At 72.3% G+C, this 20304-nt stretch carries 18 protein-coding genes and 1 tRNA gene; 7 read left to right on the plus strand and 12 right to left on the minus strand.

Annotated features, from left to right (window positions below):
• Positions 1-4 precede the first annotated feature (4 nt).
• The 5 genes from FB382_RS13170 to FB382_RS22885 form a co-directional block, all read right to left on the minus strand.
• Positions 5-649, minus strand: coding sequence for a hypothetical protein (locus tag FB382_RS13170; RefSeq protein WP_182539795.1), 645 nt, complete (start codon positions 647-649; stop codon positions 5-7).
• Positions 639-1196, minus strand: a complete 558-nt coding sequence (locus FB382_RS13175; protein ID WP_182539797.1) for an RNA polymerase sigma factor — start codon at positions 1194-1196, stop codon at positions 639-641. Before FB382_RS13175 ends, FB382_RS13170 begins: the two co-directional genes overlap by 11 nt.
• A gap of 65 nt (positions 1197-1261) precedes the next feature.
• Positions 1262-3310 carry a penicillin acylase family protein gene (locus FB382_RS13180; protein WP_182539799.1) on the minus strand — a complete coding sequence of 683 codons (2049 nt, stop codon included), beginning with the start codon at positions 3308-3310 and terminating at the stop codon, positions 1262-1264.
• A gap of 30 nt (positions 3311-3340) precedes the next feature.
• Positions 3341-4288, minus strand: coding sequence for a pirin family protein (locus tag FB382_RS13185; protein WP_182539801.1), 948 nt, complete (start codon positions 4286-4288; stop codon positions 3341-3343).
• Positions 4289-4371: 83 nt separating this feature from the next.
• Positions 4372-6393, minus strand: coding sequence for an ATP-binding protein (locus FB382_RS22885; protein WP_182539803.1), 2022 nt, complete (start codon positions 6391-6393; stop codon positions 4372-4374).
• A 105-nt stretch (positions 6394-6498) separates the two neighbouring features.
• Here FB382_RS22885 and FB382_RS13195 point away from each other — a divergent pair, with 105 nt between their 5' ends.
• From FB382_RS13195 to FB382_RS13205, 3 genes are all read left to right on the plus strand, one after another.
• Complete coding sequence (locus FB382_RS13195; RefSeq protein ID WP_182539805.1) at positions 6499-8070, plus strand: FAD-dependent oxidoreductase; 1572 nt, start codon at positions 6499-6501, stop codon at positions 8068-8070.
• A gap of 60 nt (positions 8071-8130) precedes the next feature.
• Positions 8131-8206 (plus strand) — tRNA-Lys (locus FB382_RS13200).
• Between the two features lie 171 nt (positions 8207-8377).
• Positions 8378-9376 (plus strand): cupredoxin domain-containing protein, encoded by a 999-nt coding sequence (locus FB382_RS13205; protein WP_182539807.1) that lies wholly within the window; start codon positions 8378-8380, stop codon positions 9374-9376.
• Here the strand turns inward: FB382_RS13205 and FB382_RS13210 are convergent.
• From FB382_RS13210 to FB382_RS13220, 3 genes are all read right to left on the minus strand, one after another.
• Positions 9366-10535: a VOC family protein gene (locus FB382_RS13210; protein ID WP_182539809.1), complete on the minus strand. Its 1170-nt coding sequence runs from the start codon at positions 10533-10535 to the stop codon at positions 9366-9368. The genes FB382_RS13205 and FB382_RS13210 overlap by 11 nt on opposite strands.
• A 35-nt stretch (positions 10536-10570) precedes the next feature.
• A complete protein-coding gene (locus FB382_RS13215) occupies positions 10571-11092 on the minus strand; it encodes a hypothetical protein (RefSeq protein ID WP_182539811.1) in 522 nt (173 codons plus the stop codon).
• 69 nt (positions 11093-11161) lie between these two features.
• Positions 11162-12049, minus strand: a complete 888-nt coding sequence (locus FB382_RS13220) for a LysR family transcriptional regulator (protein ID WP_182539813.1) — start codon at positions 12047-12049, stop codon at positions 11162-11164.
• Positions 12050-12132: 83 nt separating this feature from the next.
• Here FB382_RS13220 and FB382_RS13225 point away from each other — a divergent pair, with 83 nt between their 5' ends.
• Positions 12133-13113 (plus strand): EamA family transporter, encoded by a 981-nt coding sequence (locus FB382_RS13225; RefSeq protein ID WP_182539815.1) that lies wholly within the window; start codon positions 12133-12135, stop codon positions 13111-13113.
• Here the strand turns inward: FB382_RS13225 and FB382_RS13230 are convergent.
• Positions 12994-13821: a hypothetical protein gene (locus FB382_RS13230; RefSeq protein ID WP_182539817.1), complete on the minus strand. Its 828-nt coding sequence runs from the start codon at positions 13819-13821 to the stop codon at positions 12994-12996. The two genes, FB382_RS13225 and FB382_RS13230, sit on opposite strands and share 120 nt — an antisense overlap.
• A 90-nt stretch (positions 13822-13911) precedes the next feature.
• On the opposite strand from FB382_RS13230, the gene FB382_RS13235 reads away from it, so the two are divergent.
• The 3 genes from FB382_RS13235 to FB382_RS13245 all read left to right on the plus strand — a co-directional run bounded on the left by FB382_RS13235 (position 13912) and on the right by FB382_RS13245 (position 17137).
• Entirely contained in the window at positions 13912-15378 is a 1467-nt protein-coding gene (locus FB382_RS13235; RefSeq protein WP_220481343.1) for an MFS transporter, read from the plus strand.
• Positions 15379-15394: 16 nt separating this feature from the next.
• Positions 15395-15814 (plus strand): PPOX class F420-dependent oxidoreductase, encoded by a 420-nt coding sequence (locus FB382_RS13240; protein WP_182539819.1) that lies wholly within the window; start codon positions 15395-15397, stop codon positions 15812-15814.
• 117 nt (positions 15815-15931) lie between these two features.
• Positions 15932-17137, plus strand: a complete 1206-nt coding sequence (locus FB382_RS13245) for a hypothetical protein (protein WP_182539821.1) — start codon at positions 15932-15934, stop codon at positions 17135-17137.
• A gap of 71 nt (positions 17138-17208) precedes the next feature.
• On the opposite strand, the gene FB382_RS13250 is transcribed toward FB382_RS13245, so the two are convergent.
• Genes FB382_RS13250 through FB382_RS13260 form a run of 3 tightly spaced genes read right to left on the minus strand, consistent with a single transcriptional unit; the run spans position 17209 to position 20261 of the window.
• Positions 17209-19617, minus strand: coding sequence for a penicillin acylase family protein (locus FB382_RS13250; protein ID WP_281379860.1), 2409 nt, complete (start codon positions 19615-19617; stop codon positions 17209-17211).
• A 51-nt stretch (positions 19618-19668) separates the two neighbouring features.
• Positions 19669-19992 (minus strand): GroES family chaperonin, encoded by a 324-nt coding sequence (locus FB382_RS13255; RefSeq protein WP_182539823.1) that lies wholly within the window; start codon positions 19990-19992, stop codon positions 19669-19671.
• Between the two features lie 20 nt (positions 19993-20012).
• Positions 20013-20261 carry a DUF3618 domain-containing protein gene (locus tag FB382_RS13260; protein ID WP_343055600.1) on the minus strand — a complete coding sequence of 83 codons (249 nt, stop codon included), beginning with the start codon at positions 20259-20261 and terminating at the stop codon, positions 20013-20015.
• Between the last annotated feature and the right edge of the window lie 43 nt (positions 20262-20304).

Consider the following 20304-nt stretch of genomic DNA (forward strand, 5'->3'; position numbering starts at 1 on the left):
AGGATCACTCCCGGGTGAACCGCACGGACGTGAACAGGGCCTGCCTGAGGCCTTCGCCCGGGATCCGACGGAACGTCTCCGCGACGGACAGCACGAGGCGGCCGTCCACGACGTCCAGCCGGTACTCCGTGCTGCCGTCGTCGGCCGTGAAGGGACGGATCACCGTCTTGCGAGCCGTCGTCAGGAGGAAGTAGTGATCCGACTGCCGCGAGCCGACGTAGGTGTTGGCCAGGCCGCCGTAGATGCGGAGGTGGATGCGGAAGACACCCTGCGGCAGGCTCGCGACGTAGCCTTCGGCCGACCCCAGCCCCGCCTCGCGCAGGGTGCGCGACACGGCCTCGCGCGTGAGGGGCGCGGTCCGCCAGTCGCCGTCCAGCGGTCCCCCGGGGAGCGCTTCGTGCGCCGGCGCGCTGCTCGCGGGTGGTGCCGGCGCGGGCGCGGGCGAGACGTCGGGCGGCCGCCAGCCGGACAGCACCAGCGCGCCGACCAGGGCCAGCGCGGCCGCGGTCCCGCCGCCGGCGAGTGCCACGCGACGCCGGCGCGCGCGAGCGGCCCCGGTCACCACGGCGTCGTACGCCGAGGAGGTGCGTGCCTCCCACGTCGCGTCGTCGACGCGGAACGCGTCCCGCAGTCGGTCGTCAACGGACATCGTCGTGCACCTCCTCGGCGAGGAGGCGGGCCAGCCGCTTCCGGGCGGTGTGCAGCTGGGACCACCCGGCGGAGACCGAGCACCCGACCAGGTCGGCGATCTCGGCCATGGGTCGGTCCTCGAAGTAGAAGAGCACGACGACCGCACGTTGCTTGGGCGCCAGCGTCTCGACGGCTGCCCGGACCTGGTCGTCCGGGCCGTCGGGGTCCTCGATCCAGGAGCGCGGCGCCACCGACCGCTCCAGCTGATCGCGCCGCCAGGTCCGGTGGCGCTCACGCTGGGCCGCCCGGATCGCGACCCGCCGGACCCACAGGTCGGGTCGCTCGTAGCGGCTCACGGTCCGCCAGTGGCCGAGCAGCTTCACGAAGGCGTCCTGGGTGATCTCCTCGGCCACGGCCCCGTCCCCGACGATGAGGTGGACGGTGCGCGCCACCGCGGCGAACGAGACGGTGAACAGCGCCCGGAACTCCTCGTCCGCACCCACGGACTCCACCCGTCCCACGCTGACGGTGTCGGCCCTCAGGCTAGTGGTCGCTGCATCTCCCATGACCCTTCCCTCCCACCCCATGACAGTCCCGGGAGGGGCGGGAGTTCCACTCCCCGCAGGCAAATTCAGGGGTGCAGCCGCTCCCAGTCGGTCACGACCGGCGCCAGCCGACCCGCCGCCCACAGCGGCAGCTGGTCGAGGTGGTGCGGGTCGCGCGGGTCCGCGCTCGCCCCCATCGGGACCACCCAGCCGCTCCGCTCGCGGTCGGCGAGGTCCCACACGTAGCGGGCCACCGAGCCCCGGGCGCACGCGTCGGTGACGCCGGGCACCGAGCCCGTGCAGCGCACACAGTCGATGTCGCCGGCCACCGGCAGCGCAGGCACGGTCGGGGGCTCGAGCCCCGAGCCGTCGAAGGCGTGCACCGGACGCACGACGTGCGTCTCCCCCCAGGTCTCCGGGTGGTCCGCGGCGTCGTCCAGCGCCGCCGCGGCGAGCGCCCGCAGGTCCAGCCCGTACGGCGTCCCGCCCGCCAGCGCGGCCGGCAGCAGCGAGTCCAGCGCCAGCCCCAGCCGGCCGGTCAGGTCGAGCCAGGGCGCGAAGACCGGGTCGTCGACCAGCGGCACGCGCAGCGGCGCGAAGACCGGCTCGTCCGCGAGGCGTCGTACGAAGGCGGAGCGCCAGGCCGCAAAGGCCGCGGCGCCGGCCGAGCCTGTCTCCATCCGGCCGTCCCAGCCGAGGATGGCGTCGTGCACGGGACCGGGGCCAGCGTCGTGCAGCAGGTCCCGGACCTCGGCCAGCGTCGGCAGCAGGGCGTCGCCGTGGAAGGACGCGAAGTCCTCGGGCGTGAGGTCGCTGCGGTCGGTGAGCAGGGCGCGCAGCCGGGCGGCGCGGTGCGGCGGCGCGAAGGTGGTGCCGACCGCGGCGCTCTCGCGCCCACGGCGCTCGTTGGCGGTGACGACCTGGTCGTCGGGCGACAGCACGGTGCGCGGCAGCGGCGCCAGCCAGCCGGTCCAGCCGGCGTGCGGGTCGGCCGCGTCGGCGATGCCGCGTCGGGTCGTCTCGGGCCGCACGGGCACCCGCCCGGCGATCCGGTAGAGCAGCCGGCCCGCGCGGTCGGCCACGACGACGTTGTTGACCGGCTCGACCCAGGCGTCGAGGGCGGCGTCGACGTCGGCGACGCTGCGGGCCCGCAGCAGCGGCAGCAGGGCGCCGAAGCCCAGCTCCCCCACCACCGTCGCCGCATCGCGCAGGCTCCAGGCGCGTCCGTCGTCGCCGTCAGCGAAGACCGGCCCGCGGGCCGTGACCACCACCTCGACAGGGACCGGGTCGCCGTCCCGGACCGGGATCTCCTCGGCGTGCGACTCCGTCGGCTCCCAGCCGTCGGGACCCTTCGCCTCGACGCGCCCGTCGACCCGGCGCAGCCGCTCGGCGAACACGTCCTGGTAGTCGGCCATCGCGTTCGTGATCGCCCACGCCACGTCGCCGGCGTGTGCGAAGTGCTGCACCCCCGGCACCCCGGGGAACGCGAAGCCGACGACGTCGAAGGCGTCGTCGGGGTCCTCGCACGCCAGCCGGACCTGCTGGTAGACGCCGGGCGACTCGATCGTGCGGTGCGGGTCGCCGGCCACGAGCGGCATGCCGCTCGCGGTCCGGCCACCGCCGACCGCCCACGCGTTGCTGCCGCTCGCCAGCGGTCCCTCGTGCGACAGCAGGGCCGCCTCCTCGCCCAGGACCTCCCGGGCGCGGGCGTCCCACAGCTTGCCGGGGAGGCTGGCGAAGAGCAGGTGCTGGGCGTGGAAGACGGCCAGGGGCATCCACTCCTCCCACGCGCCGGGCTCGGCGCCGAGGGTGAGCAGCTCGGGCACGTCGCCGCGCAGGCCGGCGTTGACGCCCGCGACGTACGACGCCACGAAGGCGCGCGTCGCCGGGTCGAGCGCCGCGTGGGCCCGGAGGGCCGTGTCGGCGACCCGGGTCCTGCGGACCAGCCGGTCCCCCGGCACGCACCCGGCGCCGAGGAGCTCCGCGGACGTGCCGGTCGCCCGGCGGCGCAGCCACTCCAGCTGCCAGGCGCGGTCGTGGGCGGCCACCCGGCCCTGCTCGTGGGCCAGCTCGAGGAGCGAGCCCGCGCGCACGTGCGGCACGCCGTGGTCGTCACGCAGGGTCCGGGCACTCATGCCCCGGAACCTACTGACTCGCGAGAGACGTCAGGCAGGGATGTGCCCGAAGTGGCCGCGCTGGAAGTCCTCGTAGGCCTTGAGGACCTCGGCCTTGGTGTTCATCACGAACGGACCGGCCCAGGCCAGCGGCTCCCGGATCGGGCGGCCGCCCACGACGATCACGTCGAGCTTGGGCGAACGGCTCTCCTGGCTGCCGTCGGCGGTGATCGTGAGGTAGTCGCCGGCGCCGAGCACGGCGGACTGGCCCATCCGGACGGGGCGACCCTCGGTCCCGACCGTGCCCTTGCCGCCCAGGACATAGACGAGCGCGTTGAAGTCGACGTCCCACGGGAGGTCGAGGCGGGCGCCGGGCTCGATCGTGGCGTGCACCAGCGTCATGGGCGTGTGGGTCGATCCCGGGCCGGCGTGGCCGTCCACGGAGCCGGCGATGACGCGGACGAGCGAGCCGGCGTCGGGCGAGGTGACGAGGGCGACCTCGCCGGAGCGGAGGTCCTGGTAGCGCGGGTCGTTCATCTTGGCGTCGCGGGGCAGGTTGACCCACAGCTGGATGCCGTGGAAGAGCCCACCGGACTGCACGAGCCACTCCGGCGGCGCCTCGATGTGGAGCAGGCCGGACCCGGCCGTCATCCACTGGGTGTCTCCGTTGGTGATGGTGCCGCCACCCCCGTGGCTGTCCTGGTGGTCGAAGGTGCCGTCGATGATGTAGGTGACGGTCTCGAAGCCGCGGTGGGGGTGCCACGGGGTGCCCTTGGGCTCGCCGGGTGCGTACTCCACCTCGCCCATCTGGTCCATCATCACGAACGGGTCGAGCTGGGCCAGGTCGATGCCGGCGAAGGCGCGGCGGACGGGGAAGCCCTCGCCCTCGTAGCCCTGCGGGGCCGTCGTCACCTGCCAGACGGGGCGCGGCTGGTCACCCAGGCCGGGGCTGCGGAGCCGCTCCAGGGTGGTGAGGTCGTTGACGGTCACTGCGGGCATGGGGCCCACCTCCTCGAGGTGTCGTACGGACACCGGCTCCAACGATAGTTGAATCTTGGATATTCCACGAGGGCGACCGCGGGTCACACGACGATCGGCACCGTGACCCGGAACGCGGTCCCCTCGTCGACGACCGAGTCCACCTCGATGGTGCCACCGTGCTTCTCCACGACGGCCTTCGCGATGGACAGGCCGAGGCCGCTGCCCGGGATCGCCTGCTTCTGGGCGTTGGAGGAGCGGAAGAACCGGCTGAACAACCGGCCGACCTCGCTGGACGGGATCCCGATGCCGGTGTCGCGGACCTCGACCACCGCGGTCTCCTCGCCGACGTCGAGGCGGATGCCGACCTCCCCGCCGTCGGGGGTGAACTTCACCGCGTTGCCGATCAGGTTGACGAAGACCCGCTCGATCCGGTCGCGGTCGCCGAAGAACGGCACCGGGTCGGGGGGCAGGTCGAGCACCACGTCGAGCGGGCGCGCCGACCAGGCCGGCGCCACGACGTCGTGGCCCCCGCGGACCACCTCGCGCAGGTCGAAGACCCGGTCGGACCGGGCGATCCCGTCGTCCTGGACCCGGGAGAGGGTCAGCAGGTCGTCGATGAGCGAGAGCAGCCGGGTGCTGTTGTCCGACACCCGTCGTACGGCGTCGGTCTGCGCGCTGTTGAGGTCGCCGAACTCGCCCTCGCGCAGCATCTCGAGGTAGCCGGTGATGCTCGTGATCGGCGTGCGGAGCTCGTGGCTGACCGAGGACACGAACGCGTCCTTGACCTGGTCGACCTGGCGGAGCCGCTCGACCGCCTCACGCTCGGCCTCGAGCGCCTCCTCGGCCGCCCGCTGCGCGCGCACCCGCTCGGTGACGTCCTCCGACGTCGACACGTAGCCGGTCACGCGACCGCGCTCGTCGGTCATCCGCGTCAGCGTGATCGAGTGGGTGCGCTCCTCGCCCGACTTGGTCCTGAACCGCACGTCGCCGCCGGCAGCCTCCGGCATCGCAAGCGCCCGCGCGACGTGGACGTAGTCGTTGGGGACGCCGAGCTCGCGGGCCTTGTCGGCGATCGCGGCCGGGCTGTGGAACATCGCCGTCGTGCGGCCCAGCACGTCCTCGAGGTCGTAGCCGAGCAGCCGCTCGGCGCCGGGGTTGAACAGCGTGATCCGGCCCTCGCTGTCGGTGCCGATGATGGCGACCCCGGTGGCGCTGTTGACGATGTTGCTCACCTTGTCGCGCTCCGCCGCCGCCGAGCGGGCGTTGGCGAGCTGCTGCCCGACGGTGAGCATCAGCGGGATCACGACCATCGCGCAGTCGATGGCGAAGGTGGACAGCACCACCCCGCGTGAGTCGACCGGCATCCCGAACGTCTCGGGGACGCGCGCGATCGGGCCGTAGCCGTAGGTCGTCAGCACGATCGCGATGCCGAGCACGACGAGCAGCTGGACGAGCGCCTCCCACTGGGTGTTGCGCAGCGCGCCCCAGCCCAGCAGCGGGATCACGGCGAAGACGACCGACGGGAAGTGGTGGGGGTAGAACACCAGCGGGGTGAGGGTCAGGATCAGCGCCCACTGGACCAGCCGCTCGCCCACTGGCGCGACCGCCGGGTGGTCCTGGAGCCGGGCGAAGAACGGCAGCAGCGTCAGCTGCGAGGCGAGGTGGGCGGTGGCGAGGGCGAGCCCGACCAGCCACGGCGTGCCCCAGTCGAAGATCCAGGACGTCGCGAAGGCCACCACGAACGTCACCGACGCCCCCAGCGCGGTCGCGCCGAAGAACAGGCGCATGTCCTCGTCGGTGTGCAGCACCGGCTGGACCCGGCCGTTGCGGGTGAGCAGGCGCCAGATCAGCCAGACCTCGAGGGCCGTGCCGAGGGCGTAGCCCGCGGCCACCTCGACCGGACGGCCACCCGCGGCGATCGTGACGACCGCGACGAGGGGGATCAGCACGAGGAGGTACGGCACCCAGCGCCGGCCGGCCACGATCAGGCTGCCGGTCGCCAGTCCGACCGGCCAGATGCCGGTGACCTTGCCGTCGTCGGGCGCGCCGAACACCGCGAAGAAGACGGTCACGGTCATGACCAGCAACAGCGCGGTGAGCACGAGACCGCGTTGCTTCGACACCCCTGCCCCTCCCCCGAGTCGCCCTCCGACCAGTCGATCCTTCCATCCCGGAGACCGACTGACGGGCAACAACGCGACATTCCCCGGGTGCCGTAGGTTGGCGCCGTGACCTCGACGAAGCAGCAGTACGACGTGGTCGTCGTCGGAGGTGGGCACAACGGGCTCGTCTCGGCGGCGTACCTCTCCCGCGCAGGACTCTCCGTCCTGGTCCTCGAGCGGCTCGACCACACGGGAGGCGCGGCCGTCTCGGCCACCGCCTTCCGCGGTCACCCGGCGCGGCTCTCGCGCTACTCCTACCTCGTCTCGCTGATGCCCGAGCGGCTGGTCAGCGACCTCGGCCTCGACATCCGGCTCGCCTCGCGCACGACGGCGTCGTACACCCCGACGCTGCGCGGCGGGACGCCCGGCGGCCTCCTGGTCGAGCGGCCCGAGGGCGACGCCACGCGCCGCTCCTTCGAGGACCTGACCGGCAGCCCCGAGGCGTACGACGCGTGGCGCGAGTTCTACGCCGACGTCGCCGACCTCGCCCACGTCGTGGCGCCGACCCTGCTCGACCGGCTGCCGTCCGAGCGGACCATCCGCGACCAGGTCGACCCCGGCATCTGGCGCGACTTCGTGACCACGCCGCTCGGCGCGGTCGTGGAGAGCCGCTTCAGCGACGACACGGTGCGCGGCGTGGTCGCGACCGACGCGCTGATCGGGACGTTCGCCTCGATGCACGACCCGTCGCTGATCCAGAACCGCTGCTTCCTCTACCACCTGATCGGCAACGGCACCGGTGAGTGGCGGGTGCCGATCGGCGGGATGGGCGCGGTCACCGACGCCCTCGCCAAGGCGGCCACCGAGGCCGGCGCCGAGGTCATCACCTCGGCCGGCGTCAGCCGGATCGACGCCACCGACGACGGCGCCGAGATCACCTGGCACGACGGCGACGCGAGCACCACCGTGTCGGCGCGCTACGTGCTCTCCAACGTCGCCCCGTGGGTGCTGCGCATCCTCATGGGCGAGACGGAGGAGCCGGGCAGCAAGCCCCAGGGCTCCCAGCTCAAGATCAACTTCCTGCTCGACCGCCTGCCGCAGCTGAAGTCCGGCGTCGACCCGGCGGTCGCGTTCGCCGGCACCCTCCACCTCGCCGAGGACTACACCCAGCTGGAGAAGGCGTACGCCGAGGCGGCCGCCGGCCAGGTCCCGTCGGTGCTGCCGGGCGAGGTCTACTGCCACTCGCTCTCGGACCCCTCGATCCTCGGCGACGCCCCGGAGGGCACGCACACGCTGACCTACTTCGGCCTGCACACCCCCGCGGCCCTGTTCGAGCAGGACCCGGCCGGCCAGAGGGAGCTCGCGGTCGCCCGCGCGCTCGCGTCGCTCAACGAGCACCTCGTCGAGCCGATCGAGTCCTGCCTGGCCACCGACGCCGACGGCAGGCCCTGCATCGAGGCGAAGATCCCGCAGGACATCGAGGCCGACCTGGCGATGCCGGGCGGCCACATCTTCCACGGCGACCTGGACTGGCCGTGGGCGCCCAACCGCTCCCGGCTGGACACCCCGGCCCACCAGTGGGGCGTGCAGACCGACGTCTCGTCGGTGCTCCTGTGCGGCTCCGGATCGCGTCGCGGCGGCGCCGTGTCGGGCCTCGGCGGGCACAACGCGGCGCAGGCCGTGCTCGAGTCCCTGTGACCTGCCGCCCCGATTTTTCCTGTCGGGCAGGCGCTGGTAATGTTCACGTCGCTTCACCACGCGGCATTAGCTCAATTGGCAGAGCAGCTGACTCTTAATCAGCGGGTTCGGGGTTCGAGTCCCTGATGCCGTACCACTCACCGAAGGCCGGTCCGACCAGGACCGGCCTTCGATGCATTTCGGGGACATCCTGCGCCGCGCCGGTCGCCATTTCCCCGGATGAGGCGATGGCGGCTCCGGGCGGCGGGAGTAGATCTGGCGAGAGCACCGAGCCGCTCCGTCTCATCCCCCCCTCAGGAGTAAAGCCATGGTCATCAGACTGCTGTCGCGCCCCGGTCGCACCGGGCGCACCGTCGCCGCCGCCACCGTCCTGCTGATGACCGCGGCCCTGGGCGCGGGACTCGGAGCCGTGACCACCGCGGCACAGGCGGGCGCACCACCCGCGCCCGTGACCTGGACCGTGCTCGTCGGGTCGCAGACCGATGACATGGCCATCCAGGGACAACGCTTCCTGCCCGGCGACATCACCATCGACGCCGGCGACACGGTCACCTGGCAGGCGAACGGGATGGAGATCCACACCGTGACGTTCCTCGACGGAGGTACGCCGCAGGCGAGCCTGCCCCCGCTCGACCCGACCGACCCGCAGCAGGTGACGCGGCAGGGTGGCGACACGATGGACGGCACGTCGTACTTCAACTCGGGAGTGCTGACCACCGGGCCCGACGCCGGCCCGCTGCCCGTGCCCGCCTACGCGAGCTACTCGCTGACCTTCCCCGGCCAGGGCACCTTCACCTACTACTGCCTGGTGCACGGCGTGATGATGCGCGGCGTGGTGCACGTGCAGCCCGCCGGCGCCCCCTACCCCGCCACCCAGGCCGACATCGACGCCGAGGCCCAGTGGCAGACCAACGCCATCAACAACGACGGCTATGCGCTGTGGGACCAGGTCCGGGCGGCCAGCAGCCGGCACCGCGTCTTCATGGGCGCCGACGACGGCGTCGCGATGCTGATGCGCTTCGTGCACCGCAAGGTGGTCATCCACCTCGGCCAGAAGGTGCACTTCCTCAACACGATGTCGGTGGGCGCCCCGCACACGGTGACGTTCGGCGAGGAGCCCCAGGGGCCGGCCATCTTCCAGCCCTCGGGCGACCCGACCGACTACGAGGGCGGCGACCTCCACTCGGGCTTCATGGTCCCGGGCTCGAAGTTCACCGTCACCTTCAACAAGGTCGGCCGGTTCCACTACATCTGTGCGCTCCACGACGACATGGGGATGAAGGGACTCGTCGTCGTCAGGCCCTGAGCACCAGCTCGTTGCCCTCGGGGTCGGTGACGCGCCAGCGTCCCTCCGCCTCGTCCACGAGGCGGCCGCCGGCCCCGAGGACCGTGGCGAGGCGCTTCCGGGCGACGTCCGCCGGCACGGCGAGCTCGACGTGGACGCGGTTGCGCTGACGGCGACGTTCGGCCTCCGAGGCGTCGATCTGCTGGAACACGAGCACCGGGTCGAGCCGGCGCGGGTCGTGGATGTCGCTCACCCCGACCCGCCGGTCGGCGGTGTAGCCGAGCGCCGCGGTCCAGAACGCGCGGAGCGCGGCGACGTCCGTGGCGTCGAGGAAGAGCTGGACGAAGCGCGGCAGCGCCGGGTCCGCCGTGGCCCCGAGGTCGCGGGCGGTCGCCTGGATGCGCGCGGCGAGGTCGGTGAAGTCGAGGTCGAGCCCGTGGGCGTCCGCGTCGGCCTGGTCCTTGCCGCTGTCGATGACCACCAGCCCGGGGCGCAGGTCGACGAGCAGGGGGAAGCCGGCGTCGTCGGCCAGCGCGGCGGCTGCCGCCGCGAGGTCGCGCTGCTGCGCCGACGAGGTGACGCGGTAGCACGCCATCGCGCCGAACACGACCTGCCAGTCGGAGGTCCCCGGCGACTCGCCGAGCGGGTCGCCCGGCACCAGGTCGACCTCGTTGCCGTCGGGGTCGGCGTGGCAGACGCCGTACGGGCCCGAGGGTTCACCGGGCCTCGCCCGCTCGACGGCCGCGGCCGGCCGGACCACGTCGAGGTGGATGCGGTTGCGCAGCGGGCGTTGCTCGGCCGACTCGCGGATGCGGAGCGCGGGGTCGCGCCGCAACGGGTCCGTCAGTCCGCCGGCGTCCGTGGGCGCGTAACCGAGGACGTCCTGCCAGAACGACCTCACGCCCGAGGGGTTCGCAGACTCGACCACGACGACCAGGTGCTGCAGGACGGCCGGGTCCGCAGCGAGTCCGAGGTCGCGGGCCGCCGCCGACACCGCCTCCGCGCGCTCGTCAGGGTCGAGCCGCACCCGTAGGCCCGTCGCGCGGAGGTCGATCGCGGCGTCGGGCGCCAGCTCCAGGATGCGTGCCGCCAGGCCAGCCCCCGCGGTCAATGAGGGGACGGCGAACCATGCCGTCGCCACGCCGTCGACCGTCCGCCAGTCCGTTCCGATCCCCGTCATGCCGGCACTGTAGGCCCGAGCCGCAGCTGGGCGCGTCAGGTGCTGTGCAGCTTGAGCACGATCTTGTCGGCGTGGCAGTTGTGGTTCTTGCCGGCCGTCGTCGGGGCGAAGAGCAGGACCAGCTTGCCGCCGAACGCGGTGGCGGCGTTGTTGGCGTCGGTCTTGGTCACGTTGATGGTGGTCTTCTCGGTGATCGTGTAGGCCTTCTCCACGATCCCACCGCTGTAGAGGAAGCAGGCCGACTTGTAGACCTCCGTGCCGGAGTACTGCGAGCCGTCCGGGTGCAGCACGGTCGTGACGGTCTTGGGGTGGCCGGTGTTGCGGGGCCGGACCAGGGTCGTGGCGCACGCAGCGGGCGCGTCGCACTGCGCCGTGAACGACCAACGCTTCTTGGCCACGGACCCGACGCTGCTCGGACTGTTCTTGTCGTAGGTGATCTTGGTCTTCACGACCCAGTGCCCGTCGAGCCGCGGTGAGCTCCCCGCACTGGCCGGGGCGGCGGGCGCGACAAGGGCGAGGACGGCGACCGCGGCGGCGGCGCGAAGGAGAACGGTCATGGCCGAAACGTAGGCAGGATCCGTCCCCCTTCGACCGGTGAGCGGACGATTTCCCCGATCTGGGGGCCGTCAGGCGAGCGGGTGCTCCTCGAGCAGGCGGAGCACCAGGGCGAGGGGCGGCCAGCCACCGCGGCCGGCCCGGGTCACGGCGTACGCGCGCAGCGTGACGTCGGGGTCGCGCAGTGAGAGCAGGCGTACGCCGGGGAGCACCGGCTGGCCCGCCGGCAGCAGGCCGACCCCGAGGCCGGCCACGATCATGTCCTGCACGAGCTCGAGGCTGTCGGCGCGATGGACGACGCGGGGCGAGAAGCCGGCCAGGGAGGCGAGCGTGCGCACCACCTCCTCGTCGGCGGTGTTGCGGGAGTTGACGATCCAGTCCCGCTCGCGGACCGAGGCCAGGACGTCGAGGGAGGTCCCCGACGCCGTGTGGGCGGCCGGGACCCCGAGGTCCCAGCCCGCAGACCCCAGCGGCTGCGCCACGAGCGAGCGATCGAAGGACGCCGGGGCGAGGTTGTAGTCGTAGGTCAGGGCCAGGTCGACGTCGTCGGCGGTGAGCAGCTCGAACGCCTCGGCCGGCTCGTGCTCGTGGATCCGCAGGGACACATCGGGGTGCTCCGCGGCGAGCGCCCGCACCACCGGCAGCAGGCACTGGCGGACGCTGGTCGCGAAGGCCGCGACCCGCAGGGTCCCGGCCGGGTGGGCCTCGGGGTCGAGGTCGGCCCGGGCCGCCTCCAGGGCGGCCAGCACGGTGACGGCGTGGTCGGCGAGCCGACGGCCGGCGGGCGTGAGCCGCACCCGGCGGCCCTCGTGCTCCAGCAACGGGGTGCCGGCCTCCCGGGCGAGGGCGGCGATCTGCTGGGAGACCGTCGAGGTGGTCACGCCGAGGGTGTCGGCCACCTCACGCATCGACCCGAGTCTGGACAGGTGCAGGAGGAGCTCGAGGCGGCGCGGGTCCATGACTACATCGTTCACGATGGATGAACGATCTGTCCATCGATCTCACGTGGACGCGAACGATCAGGGACGGCTCTACTGGACCCATGACCACCGCCATCACCCACACCTCCGGACGTCCCGCCCCCACCGGCGCCCTGCTGGCGCTGGCGTCGATGACCTGCGTGCAGCTCGGGCTCGCGGCCTCGGTCGGCCTGCTCGACCGGGTCGGCGCCGAGGGCGCGGCCTGGCTGCGCCTGTCCTGGGCCGGCGCGATCGTGCTGCTCGTGCTGCGGCCCCGCCCGTGGACCATGTCGCGGCGCGCCCTCCGCGGCGCCGTGCTGCTCGGCGTCGTGACCGGCGGGCTCACGATCCTCTTCATGGCCGCGGTCGCCCGGATCCCGCTCGGCACGGCCAGCGCGCTCGAGTTCCTCGGACCGTTGGGCGTCGCGGTCGCCCGCGGCCGCGGTGGCCGGGCCCTGGCATGGCCGGCGCTGGCGGCGATCGGCGTACTGCTCCTGACCCAGCCGTGGCACGGCGGGACCGACCCGGTCGGCATCGCCTTCGCGCTGGCCGCGGCAGCCTGCTGGGCGGCGTACATCCTGCTGACCCAGGCGGTGGGCGACGAGCTCGAGGGTCTGCAGGGGCTCGCGATCTCGCTGCCGGTCGCCGGACTGGTCTCGACCGTGGTCGCCGGGCCACGGGTCGTGGAGTCGATCGAGCCCGGCATCCTGCTCGTGGGGCTCGGCCTCGCGCTGCTGCTGCCGGTGGTGCCCTTCAGCCTGGAGATGCTGGCGCTGCGCCGGCTCGACACGGCGGCGTTCGGGACCCTGATGAGCCTCGAGCCCGCGATCGCCCTGGTGGTCGGGTTCGTGCTGCTCGGCCAGCGGCCGGACGTGCTGGCGCTCGTCGGGATGGCCTTCGTCGTCACCGCCGGGGTCGGCGCCGAGCGGATCGGCGCGCGCGCGTCACGGCCCGTCGAGACCGGTGCCGTGCCAGCGCTCGCGGGTCTGGATCGCCCAGAACCACGCGAAGAGGCCGATGAGCAGGATCTCCAGCACCAGCAGCGCATGGTCCACGCCGGCTAGGGCCAGCACCGCCCAGACCAGCAGGCTCACGAGCATCAGCCCGGCGATGGCGCCGTACCAGGTCCGGGCGGCGTCGCGCATCGACGACGACCCGGCGCTGCGGCGCGCGTTGCCCCACACCACCCCGATGAGGCAGGCGAACATCACGATCGCCGCCGCGTAGTGGCCGAAGCGGAGGATGCCGGACCGCCAGGCCCAGAAGGCGACGGCGCCGCCGGCGTACAGCGCCGTCGCGACCGCGAGGCCCAGGACGTGCTGACGGTTGTCGTCGCCCCGCGCACGGTCCCGCCGGAGCACCAGCGCCGTCACGGCGAGGCCGACGGCCCCGACCAGGATCAGTGACCAGCCGTTGTTCTCCACCGAGGCCCGGCGTTGGGCGTCGTCGACCACGACCGAGGCGCAGCGGCCAGGGTGCGGGGTGGGCACCAGCGCCACGACCGGCGCCATCATGCCGGCGATGTTGAGGAGCACGTCCTCGAGGTCGCTGTCGCCCTTGAGCACGACCATGCCGACCCCGATCGCGACGAGCGAACCGACGAGGACGCCCTGTGCCGGCGTGTAGTAGTAGGCACTCACCGAGGTCTGGAGACAGGCGAAGTCGACCTTCGCCCACGCGATCACCACCGCCGCGGCGAGGAACAGGATCATCAGCACCATGCCCAGCCGCAGGTAGCGGTAGGTCTTCACGACGTCGTCCCGAGACTCCATGGTCTCCAGATTCCTCCGATCCGGCCGCGACGAATAGAGTTCTCCCCGTTGGTTGTCGACCGCAACCAAATCACCTAGGAGCCCTCCCCCGTGACTTCCTCGCTTCGCGGGCGCCAGAGCATCACCTTCGCGGTGCTCGCGGTGTCCGTCTCGTCGTTCTCGCTGCTGCAGTCGCTGATCGTCCCCGTGCTGGCGCGCATCCAGATCGAGTTCCACACCGACCAGACCACGGTGACGTGGGTGCTGACCGCCTACCTGTTGTCGGCGTCGATCTGCACCCCGCTGCTCGGCCGGGTCGGCGACGTGGTCGGCAAGAAGCGGATGCTCGTGGTCACCCTCACCGCCCTGGCGGTCGGGTCGCTGGCCGCGGCGCTGGCGCCGACGATCGGCTGGCTGATCGCGGCCCGCGTCATCCAGGGCGCCGGCGGCGGCGTCCTCCCGCTGGCCTTCGGCATCATCCGCGACGAGTTCGACCCGAAGCGGGTCACCACCGCGCTCAGCGTGATCGCCTCGCTCACGGCCGTCGGGTTCGGCGCGGGCATCGTCATCGCCGGCCCGATCGTCGACGGGCTCGGCTACCACTGGCTCTTCTGGCTGCCCATGATCGCCACCGCGGTTGCCGCCGCGGCCGCCCTGGTCTTCATCCCCGAGTCCCCCGTCCGTACGGCGAGCCGCCTGCCCGTCGTGCCGGCGGTGCTGCTGGCCGTCTGGCTGGTCGCCCTGCTGCTCGGCCTGAGTGAGGGCAACTCCTGGGGCTGGTCCTCCGGACGGATCCTCGGCCTGTTCGCCGTCGCCGTGGTCGTGATGGTCGCGTGGGTGCGCGTCGAGATGCGCGTGCCGGTGCCGATGATCGACATGCAGATGATGCGCCGCCGCGGCGTGTGGACGACCAACGTCGTGGCCGCCTTCGTCGGCTTCGGCATGTTCGCGGCGTTCGGCTTCCTGCCGCAGTTCCTGCAGACGCCTTCGGCCGCGGGCTACGGCTTCGACGCGACCATCTCCGAGTCCGGCCGGCTGCTGCTGCCCTCGGCCGTGGCCAGCTTCGCGGTCGGCTTCTTCACCGCCCGCCTCATCCACGTCTTCGGGGCCCGCCTGGTCATCGTCACCGGCGCCTTCCTCAGCGGCCTGGCCTTCCTGTCCATGGGCCTCTTCCACGACGCCACCTGGCAGCTGTACGCCGCCACGACCCTGCAGGGCATCGGCTCCGGCCTGGTGTTCTCCAGCCTCGCCGGTGTCGTGATCGCCTCGGTCCCGCGCGAGCAGACCGGCGTGGCCTCGGGCATGAACGCCAACATCCGCACCATCGGCGGCTCCATCGGGTCCGCGGTGATGGCCGGCATCGTGACCGCCCACCTCGAGCCGAGCGGCATCCCCGTCGAGCGCGGCTACACCGTCGGGTTCGCGATGCTCGGCGTCGCCATGGTCTTCGCGGCCATCGCGGCGGCGATGATCCCCGACACCCACGAGCAGCCGACGAGCGGACCGCTCGAGGACGCGGAGAACGCCGAGCTGGGTTTCGTGGCCACCGGCCGCACGGAGTCCTCCGTCGCGGACTGACGCCTAGGCTCGGAGCATGGAGATCGAGAAGGCCGTCGCAGCCGCCCGTGCCAACCACCAGGCCGTCCTGACCACCTTGAAGGGCGACGGGAAGCCACAACTCTCCAACGTCCTGCAGGCGGTCGGAGAGGACGGCCTGATCCGCATCTCGACCACCGCCGACCGCGCCAAGTACGCCAACGTGCGTCGTACGCCGTGGGTCGCCGTGCACGTCAACGGCGACAACTTCTGGTCCTACGCCGTCATCGAGGGCGAGGCCGAGACCTCCCAGGTGGCCGCGACGCCCGACGACGACGCCGTCGAGGAGCTCGTGGAGCTCTACCGCTCGCTCCAGGGCGAGCACGCGGACTGGGACGACTACCGCGCGGCCATGGTGCGCGACCGGCGCGTGGTGATCCGGGTCCGCCCGACCCGGGCGTACGGCGCCCTGCGCTGAGGCCTCCGGGGCGCCGATTCGTGGGTTCCGGGCCCCCGGCTCAGGATTTCCTCAAGACCTCCCGAAGGTTGAATCTGGAACCGTCTTGAGGCGGATTTCCGGTGCCAGAGTCCTCTCATGCGCACTCGACTCGCCTCCCTCGCCGCCCTGGCCGGCCTGGCCACCGCCGGCCTGCTGGCCCCGACCGCCGCCTTCGCGGGCAACCCCGCCGGCAACAACGGCACCGTCAAGATCGACGGCACCGACGCGGACGCCAACGAGAACAACCCGCACGTCGGCTGCACCTTCATCGTCGAGTGGTACGGCTTCGACAAGGGCTCGGACATCATCTCCAACGTCACGTTCGAGAGCTGGGCGCCGACCGCCGACGCCACGCTGAGCGTCGACGGCCAGACCAAGGTCTTCGTCGGGGCCGACGACGCCTCCGGCGGCGGCAGCCCCGCCGGCCTGGACGGCCGCGAGACCTACACGCTGCACTTCGTCGGCACCCCGCAGGCGCAGCAGGGCTTCCACGTGAAGATGACCGTGAACACCCCCGGCTCCAACGGCGCGGACAAGAAGTCGAAGGTCTTCTGGGTCCAGGGCTGCGACGACACCACGACCGACCCGACCGATCCCGGCGACACCACCGACCCGGGCGACACCACCGACCCGACGGACCCGGGCGACACCACCGACCCGACCGACCCGGGCACCCCGACCGACCCTGGCACCACCAAGCCCTTCGACTGGGACTGGACCTACGCCGACCCCGGCTGCGCGGCGCTGGGCGTGGACTACCCGGCCGACATCCCGGACGGCCAGGCCAACGACGTCAACGTCCGCCTGGAGACCAACGTGGGCCAGGTCAACCTGAACTTCCACAACAACACCGGCTTCTGGAGCGGCAACACCGACTTCGGCTACCTGACCCACCCGAGCTGGCCCGCCGGCGTCACGTCGTACCGCGTGGTGTGGACCCAGGTCGGCGGCACGAACTACCACTGGCAGGGCTCGGTCGAGTGCACGATCGTCGACGGCAAGCCGGTCGGCCGCACGGTGATCTCGGACTTCCGCACCGCGACGGTCTCGGTCCCCCGCGGCTCCTCGGCCCCGACCGACAACGTGGTCCTCGAGCAGGCCGACGACGCCCCGGTGATCCTCCAGACGCTCGTCGCCGGTCGCTGGGTCGACGTCAAGACCGTCGTCACCGACGCGGTCGACGCCCGGGTGACCTTCCCGAAGCAGACCCGGAAGGGCACCTTCCAGTACCGCCTCTCGGTCCCGTCCAACTCCGGGATCACCGGCACCACGACGAAGGCGTTCACCGTCAAGGTGTTCTGACCTCCACGAACGAACGAAGGCCGGCCCGGGGGGAGCCGGCCTTCGTTCATTTCGCCGTCAGCGTGGGTCGCTCAGCCGCGGATGGTGACCCGGCTCAGCAGGTCGCGACGGATCTCGGCCGGCGTGAACGCGAAGTGCACCCACTGCTTGCGCGAGAACATCCGTGTCTGGTCGCTCGACCACGGGTTGGTCGGGTCCTCGGACTGGCCGTAGGTCAGGATCGTCCGGGCGTCGACCCGGCCGCCGGACAGGAACGCCACGGCCTGGATGTGCGAGGAGCCGTAGGTGATCGGCCGGTAGTGGTCCTTGTTCTGCAGCGCCCAGCGGGAGGCCAGCGCGTTGGCGTTGCCCGCCGCGTCGCCGGTGCCGCCGCCGAGCGGGATGGCCGGGGCGCCCCGGTCCCCCGCCACCTGGAGCGAGCCCCACGTGGCGTCGAAGGCGATGCCCTTGTCGCGCAGCGCCGCGATCGCGTCGCTCATCGCCTGGACGAGCTGCGGGTTGGCGACGTTGAGGTCCCGCGGGGTGTTCAGCGGGTCGCTCGCGTCGAAGGGCGTCAGCCAGACCCCCTGGGCGGGGAGCCGCGCGATGAACTCCTCGAAGATCGCGTAGCCCCGGGAGTCGACGTTCGAGTGGCCGTCCCAGTCGTGCAGGGCCTGGCAGGCCTCGGTCTCCCCCGTCGCCGAGCAGAGCGTGTCGAGGTCGCCGTTGGCCCGCATCACCTCACCGGCCATCACCCGGTTCTCGTGCTCGTGACCGCGCAGGCTGCGCGGGGACTCCTTCTTGCCCGCCGCGAGGCGGTCCATGACGTAGTGGGAGACCATCCGGGTGCGCATCGTCCGCTCGCAGCGCTCACAGCCGATGATCCCGGCGTACCCCTCGATCGGCTGGGCCGGGTTGGGCAGCCAGTAGGAGTCGTTGGCGTTCATGACCCAGTCGCGCCGGACCTCCATCGGGAGGTTCTTCGGCCCGAAGATCCCCGGGCGCTCGGCGTCGGCGTCGGTGCCCCACGCGCAGTCGGAGTCGGCACGGGTGCCGTCGAGCCCGGGCAGGCCCGCGAGCTGGTCGAGGATCCGTCCGGTCGGCGTCATGCAGGCCTCGGCGACGGCGTCCGGCACGTTCGGCACGACCGAGTGGTCGGCGTACAGGGCATTGCCGAAGCGGTCGGCGGCGGTCGTGTTGACCCACGGCATGCCGCCGCCGGCGTCCTGGCGCCTGATCAGGTCACGGACGTTGCGGGCCTTGCCCATGTCCAGGAACGTGTCGATCGTGCGCAGCTGCTCGCCGTTGGCGTCGCGGATCGCCCACACGCTCGTCGCCGACCACGGCATCAGCAGGGCCGGGGCGTCGATGACGAAGCCCTCCGGCGTCCGGTAGACGTCCTCCTTGACCTTGCCGAGCGTGCCGTCGGACTTGCGGACGGTGACGGTGACGTCGTCGTGCATGAGGTCCTGCGGCCCGGCGTCCGTGACGTACGACGTGGGGCCGGCCGAGCGGTACTCGTAGGGCGTGAACCGGTAGGCCGTGGAGACCGTGTGGCTCCACGCGACGTTCTTGTTCCACCCGATGTTGACGACCGGCGAGCCGATCAGCGAGGCACCGGCCACGTCGTAGTGGCCGGGGATCGTCAGCTGCTGCTCGGTGAAGTGGTAGCGGCCGCGCCACGGGAAGTGCGGGTTGCCCAGCAGCATGCCCTTGCCGGTCGTGGTCGCGTCGCCGCCGATGGCGGTCGCGTTGGAGCCGAACGGGCTCTGCGGGTCCTTGCCGAGCCCGGCCAGGAGCTTGTCCTGGTCGACGGCGGCCGCGGTCGGGTTGGGGATCCCCGGGTCGTCCGGGGCCGGCGGGTCGGCGTCCACGATCTCCTTGACGAACACGCCGCTCGAGGCGAGCAGGTTGGCGAGGTAGACGCCGTACCAGAGGTCGATCGGGCGGGCCCGCTGCTCGAGGTACTTCTTGCCGCGGCAGGCCGGGTCGGTCACGCCGTCCGGGCCGACCTTCGCGAGGTACTTGTTGACGCCCGCGGTGTAGCCGCGGACCATCGCCCGGGCCTGCTGCCCCGGACCCCGGACCTTGTCCGCGAGGAGCTTCTCGACGACGTGGCGCTGGTGCAGGTCCGCGACGAACGCGTCGACCTGGAGGTTGGAGGCGTCGAGGGTGACCTGGTCGTTGTAGGTGCCGTCGGGGCCGAACCACTTCGACCGCTGGCCCCGTGCGGTGATCAGGGTGTCGGCGAGGGTGCACACCGAGGCGCTGGCCGCGGCGTACCCGCTCCCGAAGCCGAGCGAGCCGAAGTTGTCGGCGGTGATGTGCGGGATGCCGTGCCTGGTGGTCCGGATGGTCGCCTCGTACGGCGCGTGGGCGGCGCGGGCTCCGGGGGCGGCGGCGGGCTCGGCGGAGGCCATCGGGCTGGCGGTGGCCCCGAGCGGGGCCAGGGACGCGACCACTGCCAGGACGGGCAGGGCGGTCAGGCGGGAGAGGAACATGTTCTACCCAACGGACACCGCCGGGTGAGGTTATGGCTCGTTAACCGAGCGTCAGAGGTAGAGGCCCGTCGACTCGTCGGCGAGCCGGTCGGCGGCCACGGCGTGCACGTCGCGCTCGCGCATGACGACGTACAGCTCACCGTTGACCTCGACCTCGGCCTTGTCCTCGGCGTCGAACAGCACCCGGTCACCGACCTCGACGGCCCGCGCGTGCGGGCCGACGGCGATGACCTTCGACCACGACAGGCGGCGGGCGCCCATGGCCGCGGTGGCCGGGATGACGATGCCGCCCGACGACCGGCGCTCCCCCGCATCCAAGTCGTGCTCGACCAACACACGGTCGTGCAGCATCTTGATGGGGGTCTTGTCGGTCATGAGGCGGCGCGCGCGGGGGTTCAGCGGGCGATCTTGCGGATGACCGCGAACAGCACGACGGCGCCGACGACCCCGCCGACGGTCTTGAGGATGTTGTCGGTGCGCGGCTGACCGGTCTGCTGGTCGACGTAGTGGGCCTTGATGGCACCCACCTCGCGGCTCACGATCGTCTTCGGGTGCGAGCGGTAGAGCAGCTGGTCGATCGTGGTCGCCAGTCGCTCGCGGGTCTCTTCGATCTCGCGCTCGAGGTCCGACATCTCCTTGGTCACCCGCGCAGGCTATCAATGCGCGGTCGTGACCTAGGGTTCCGGT

It is taken from the genome of Nocardioides ginsengisegetis (assembly GCF_014138045.1).
Classification (GTDB): Bacteria; Actinomycetota; Actinomycetes; order Propionibacteriales; family Nocardioidaceae; genus Nocardioides; species Nocardioides ginsengisegetis.

Coding starts and splice junctions, on each gene's coding strand:
- FB382_RS13170 (WP_182539795.1), bottom strand. CDS start 649: ATGTCCGTTGACGACCGACTGCGGGACGCGTTCCGCGTCGACGACGCG.
- FB382_RS13175 (WP_182539797.1), bottom strand. CDS start 1,196: ATGGGAGATGCAGCGACCACTAGCCTGAGGGCCGACACCGTCAGCGTG.
- FB382_RS13180 (WP_182539799.1), bottom strand. CDS start 3,310: ATGAGTGCCCGGACCCTGCGTGACGACCACGGCGTGCCGCACGTGCGC.
- FB382_RS13185 (WP_182539801.1), bottom strand. CDS start 4,288: ATGCCCGCAGTGACCGTCAACGACCTCACCACCCTGGAGCGGCTCCGC.
- FB382_RS13205 (WP_182539807.1), top strand. CDS start 8,378: ATGGTCATCAGACTGCTGTCGCGCCCCGGTCGCACCGGGCGCACCGTC.
- FB382_RS13210 (WP_182539809.1), bottom strand. CDS start 10,535: ATGACGGGGATCGGAACGGACTGGCGGACGGTCGACGGCGTGGCGACG.
- FB382_RS13215 (WP_182539811.1), bottom strand. CDS start 11,092: ATGACCGTTCTCCTTCGCGCCGCCGCCGCGGTCGCCGTCCTCGCCCTT.
- FB382_RS13220 (WP_182539813.1), bottom strand. CDS start 12,049: ATGGACCCGCGCCGCCTCGAGCTCCTCCTGCACCTGTCCAGACTCGGG.
- FB382_RS13225 (WP_182539815.1), top strand. CDS start 12,133: ATGACCACCGCCATCACCCACACCTCCGGACGTCCCGCCCCCACCGGC.
- FB382_RS13230 (WP_182539817.1), bottom strand. CDS start 13,821: ATGGAGTCTCGGGACGACGTCGTGAAGACCTACCGCTACCTGCGGCTG.
- FB382_RS13240 (WP_182539819.1), top strand. CDS start 15,395: ATGGAGATCGAGAAGGCCGTCGCAGCCGCCCGTGCCAACCACCAGGCC.
- FB382_RS13245 (WP_182539821.1), top strand. CDS start 15,932: ATGCGCACTCGACTCGCCTCCCTCGCCGCCCTGGCCGGCCTGGCCACC.
- FB382_RS13250 (WP_281379860.1), bottom strand. CDS start 19,617: ATGTTCCTCTCCCGCCTGACCGCCCTGCCCGTCCTGGCAGTGGTCGCG.
- FB382_RS13255 (WP_182539823.1), bottom strand. CDS start 19,992: ATGACCGACAAGACCCCCATCAAGATGCTGCACGACCGTGTGTTGGTC.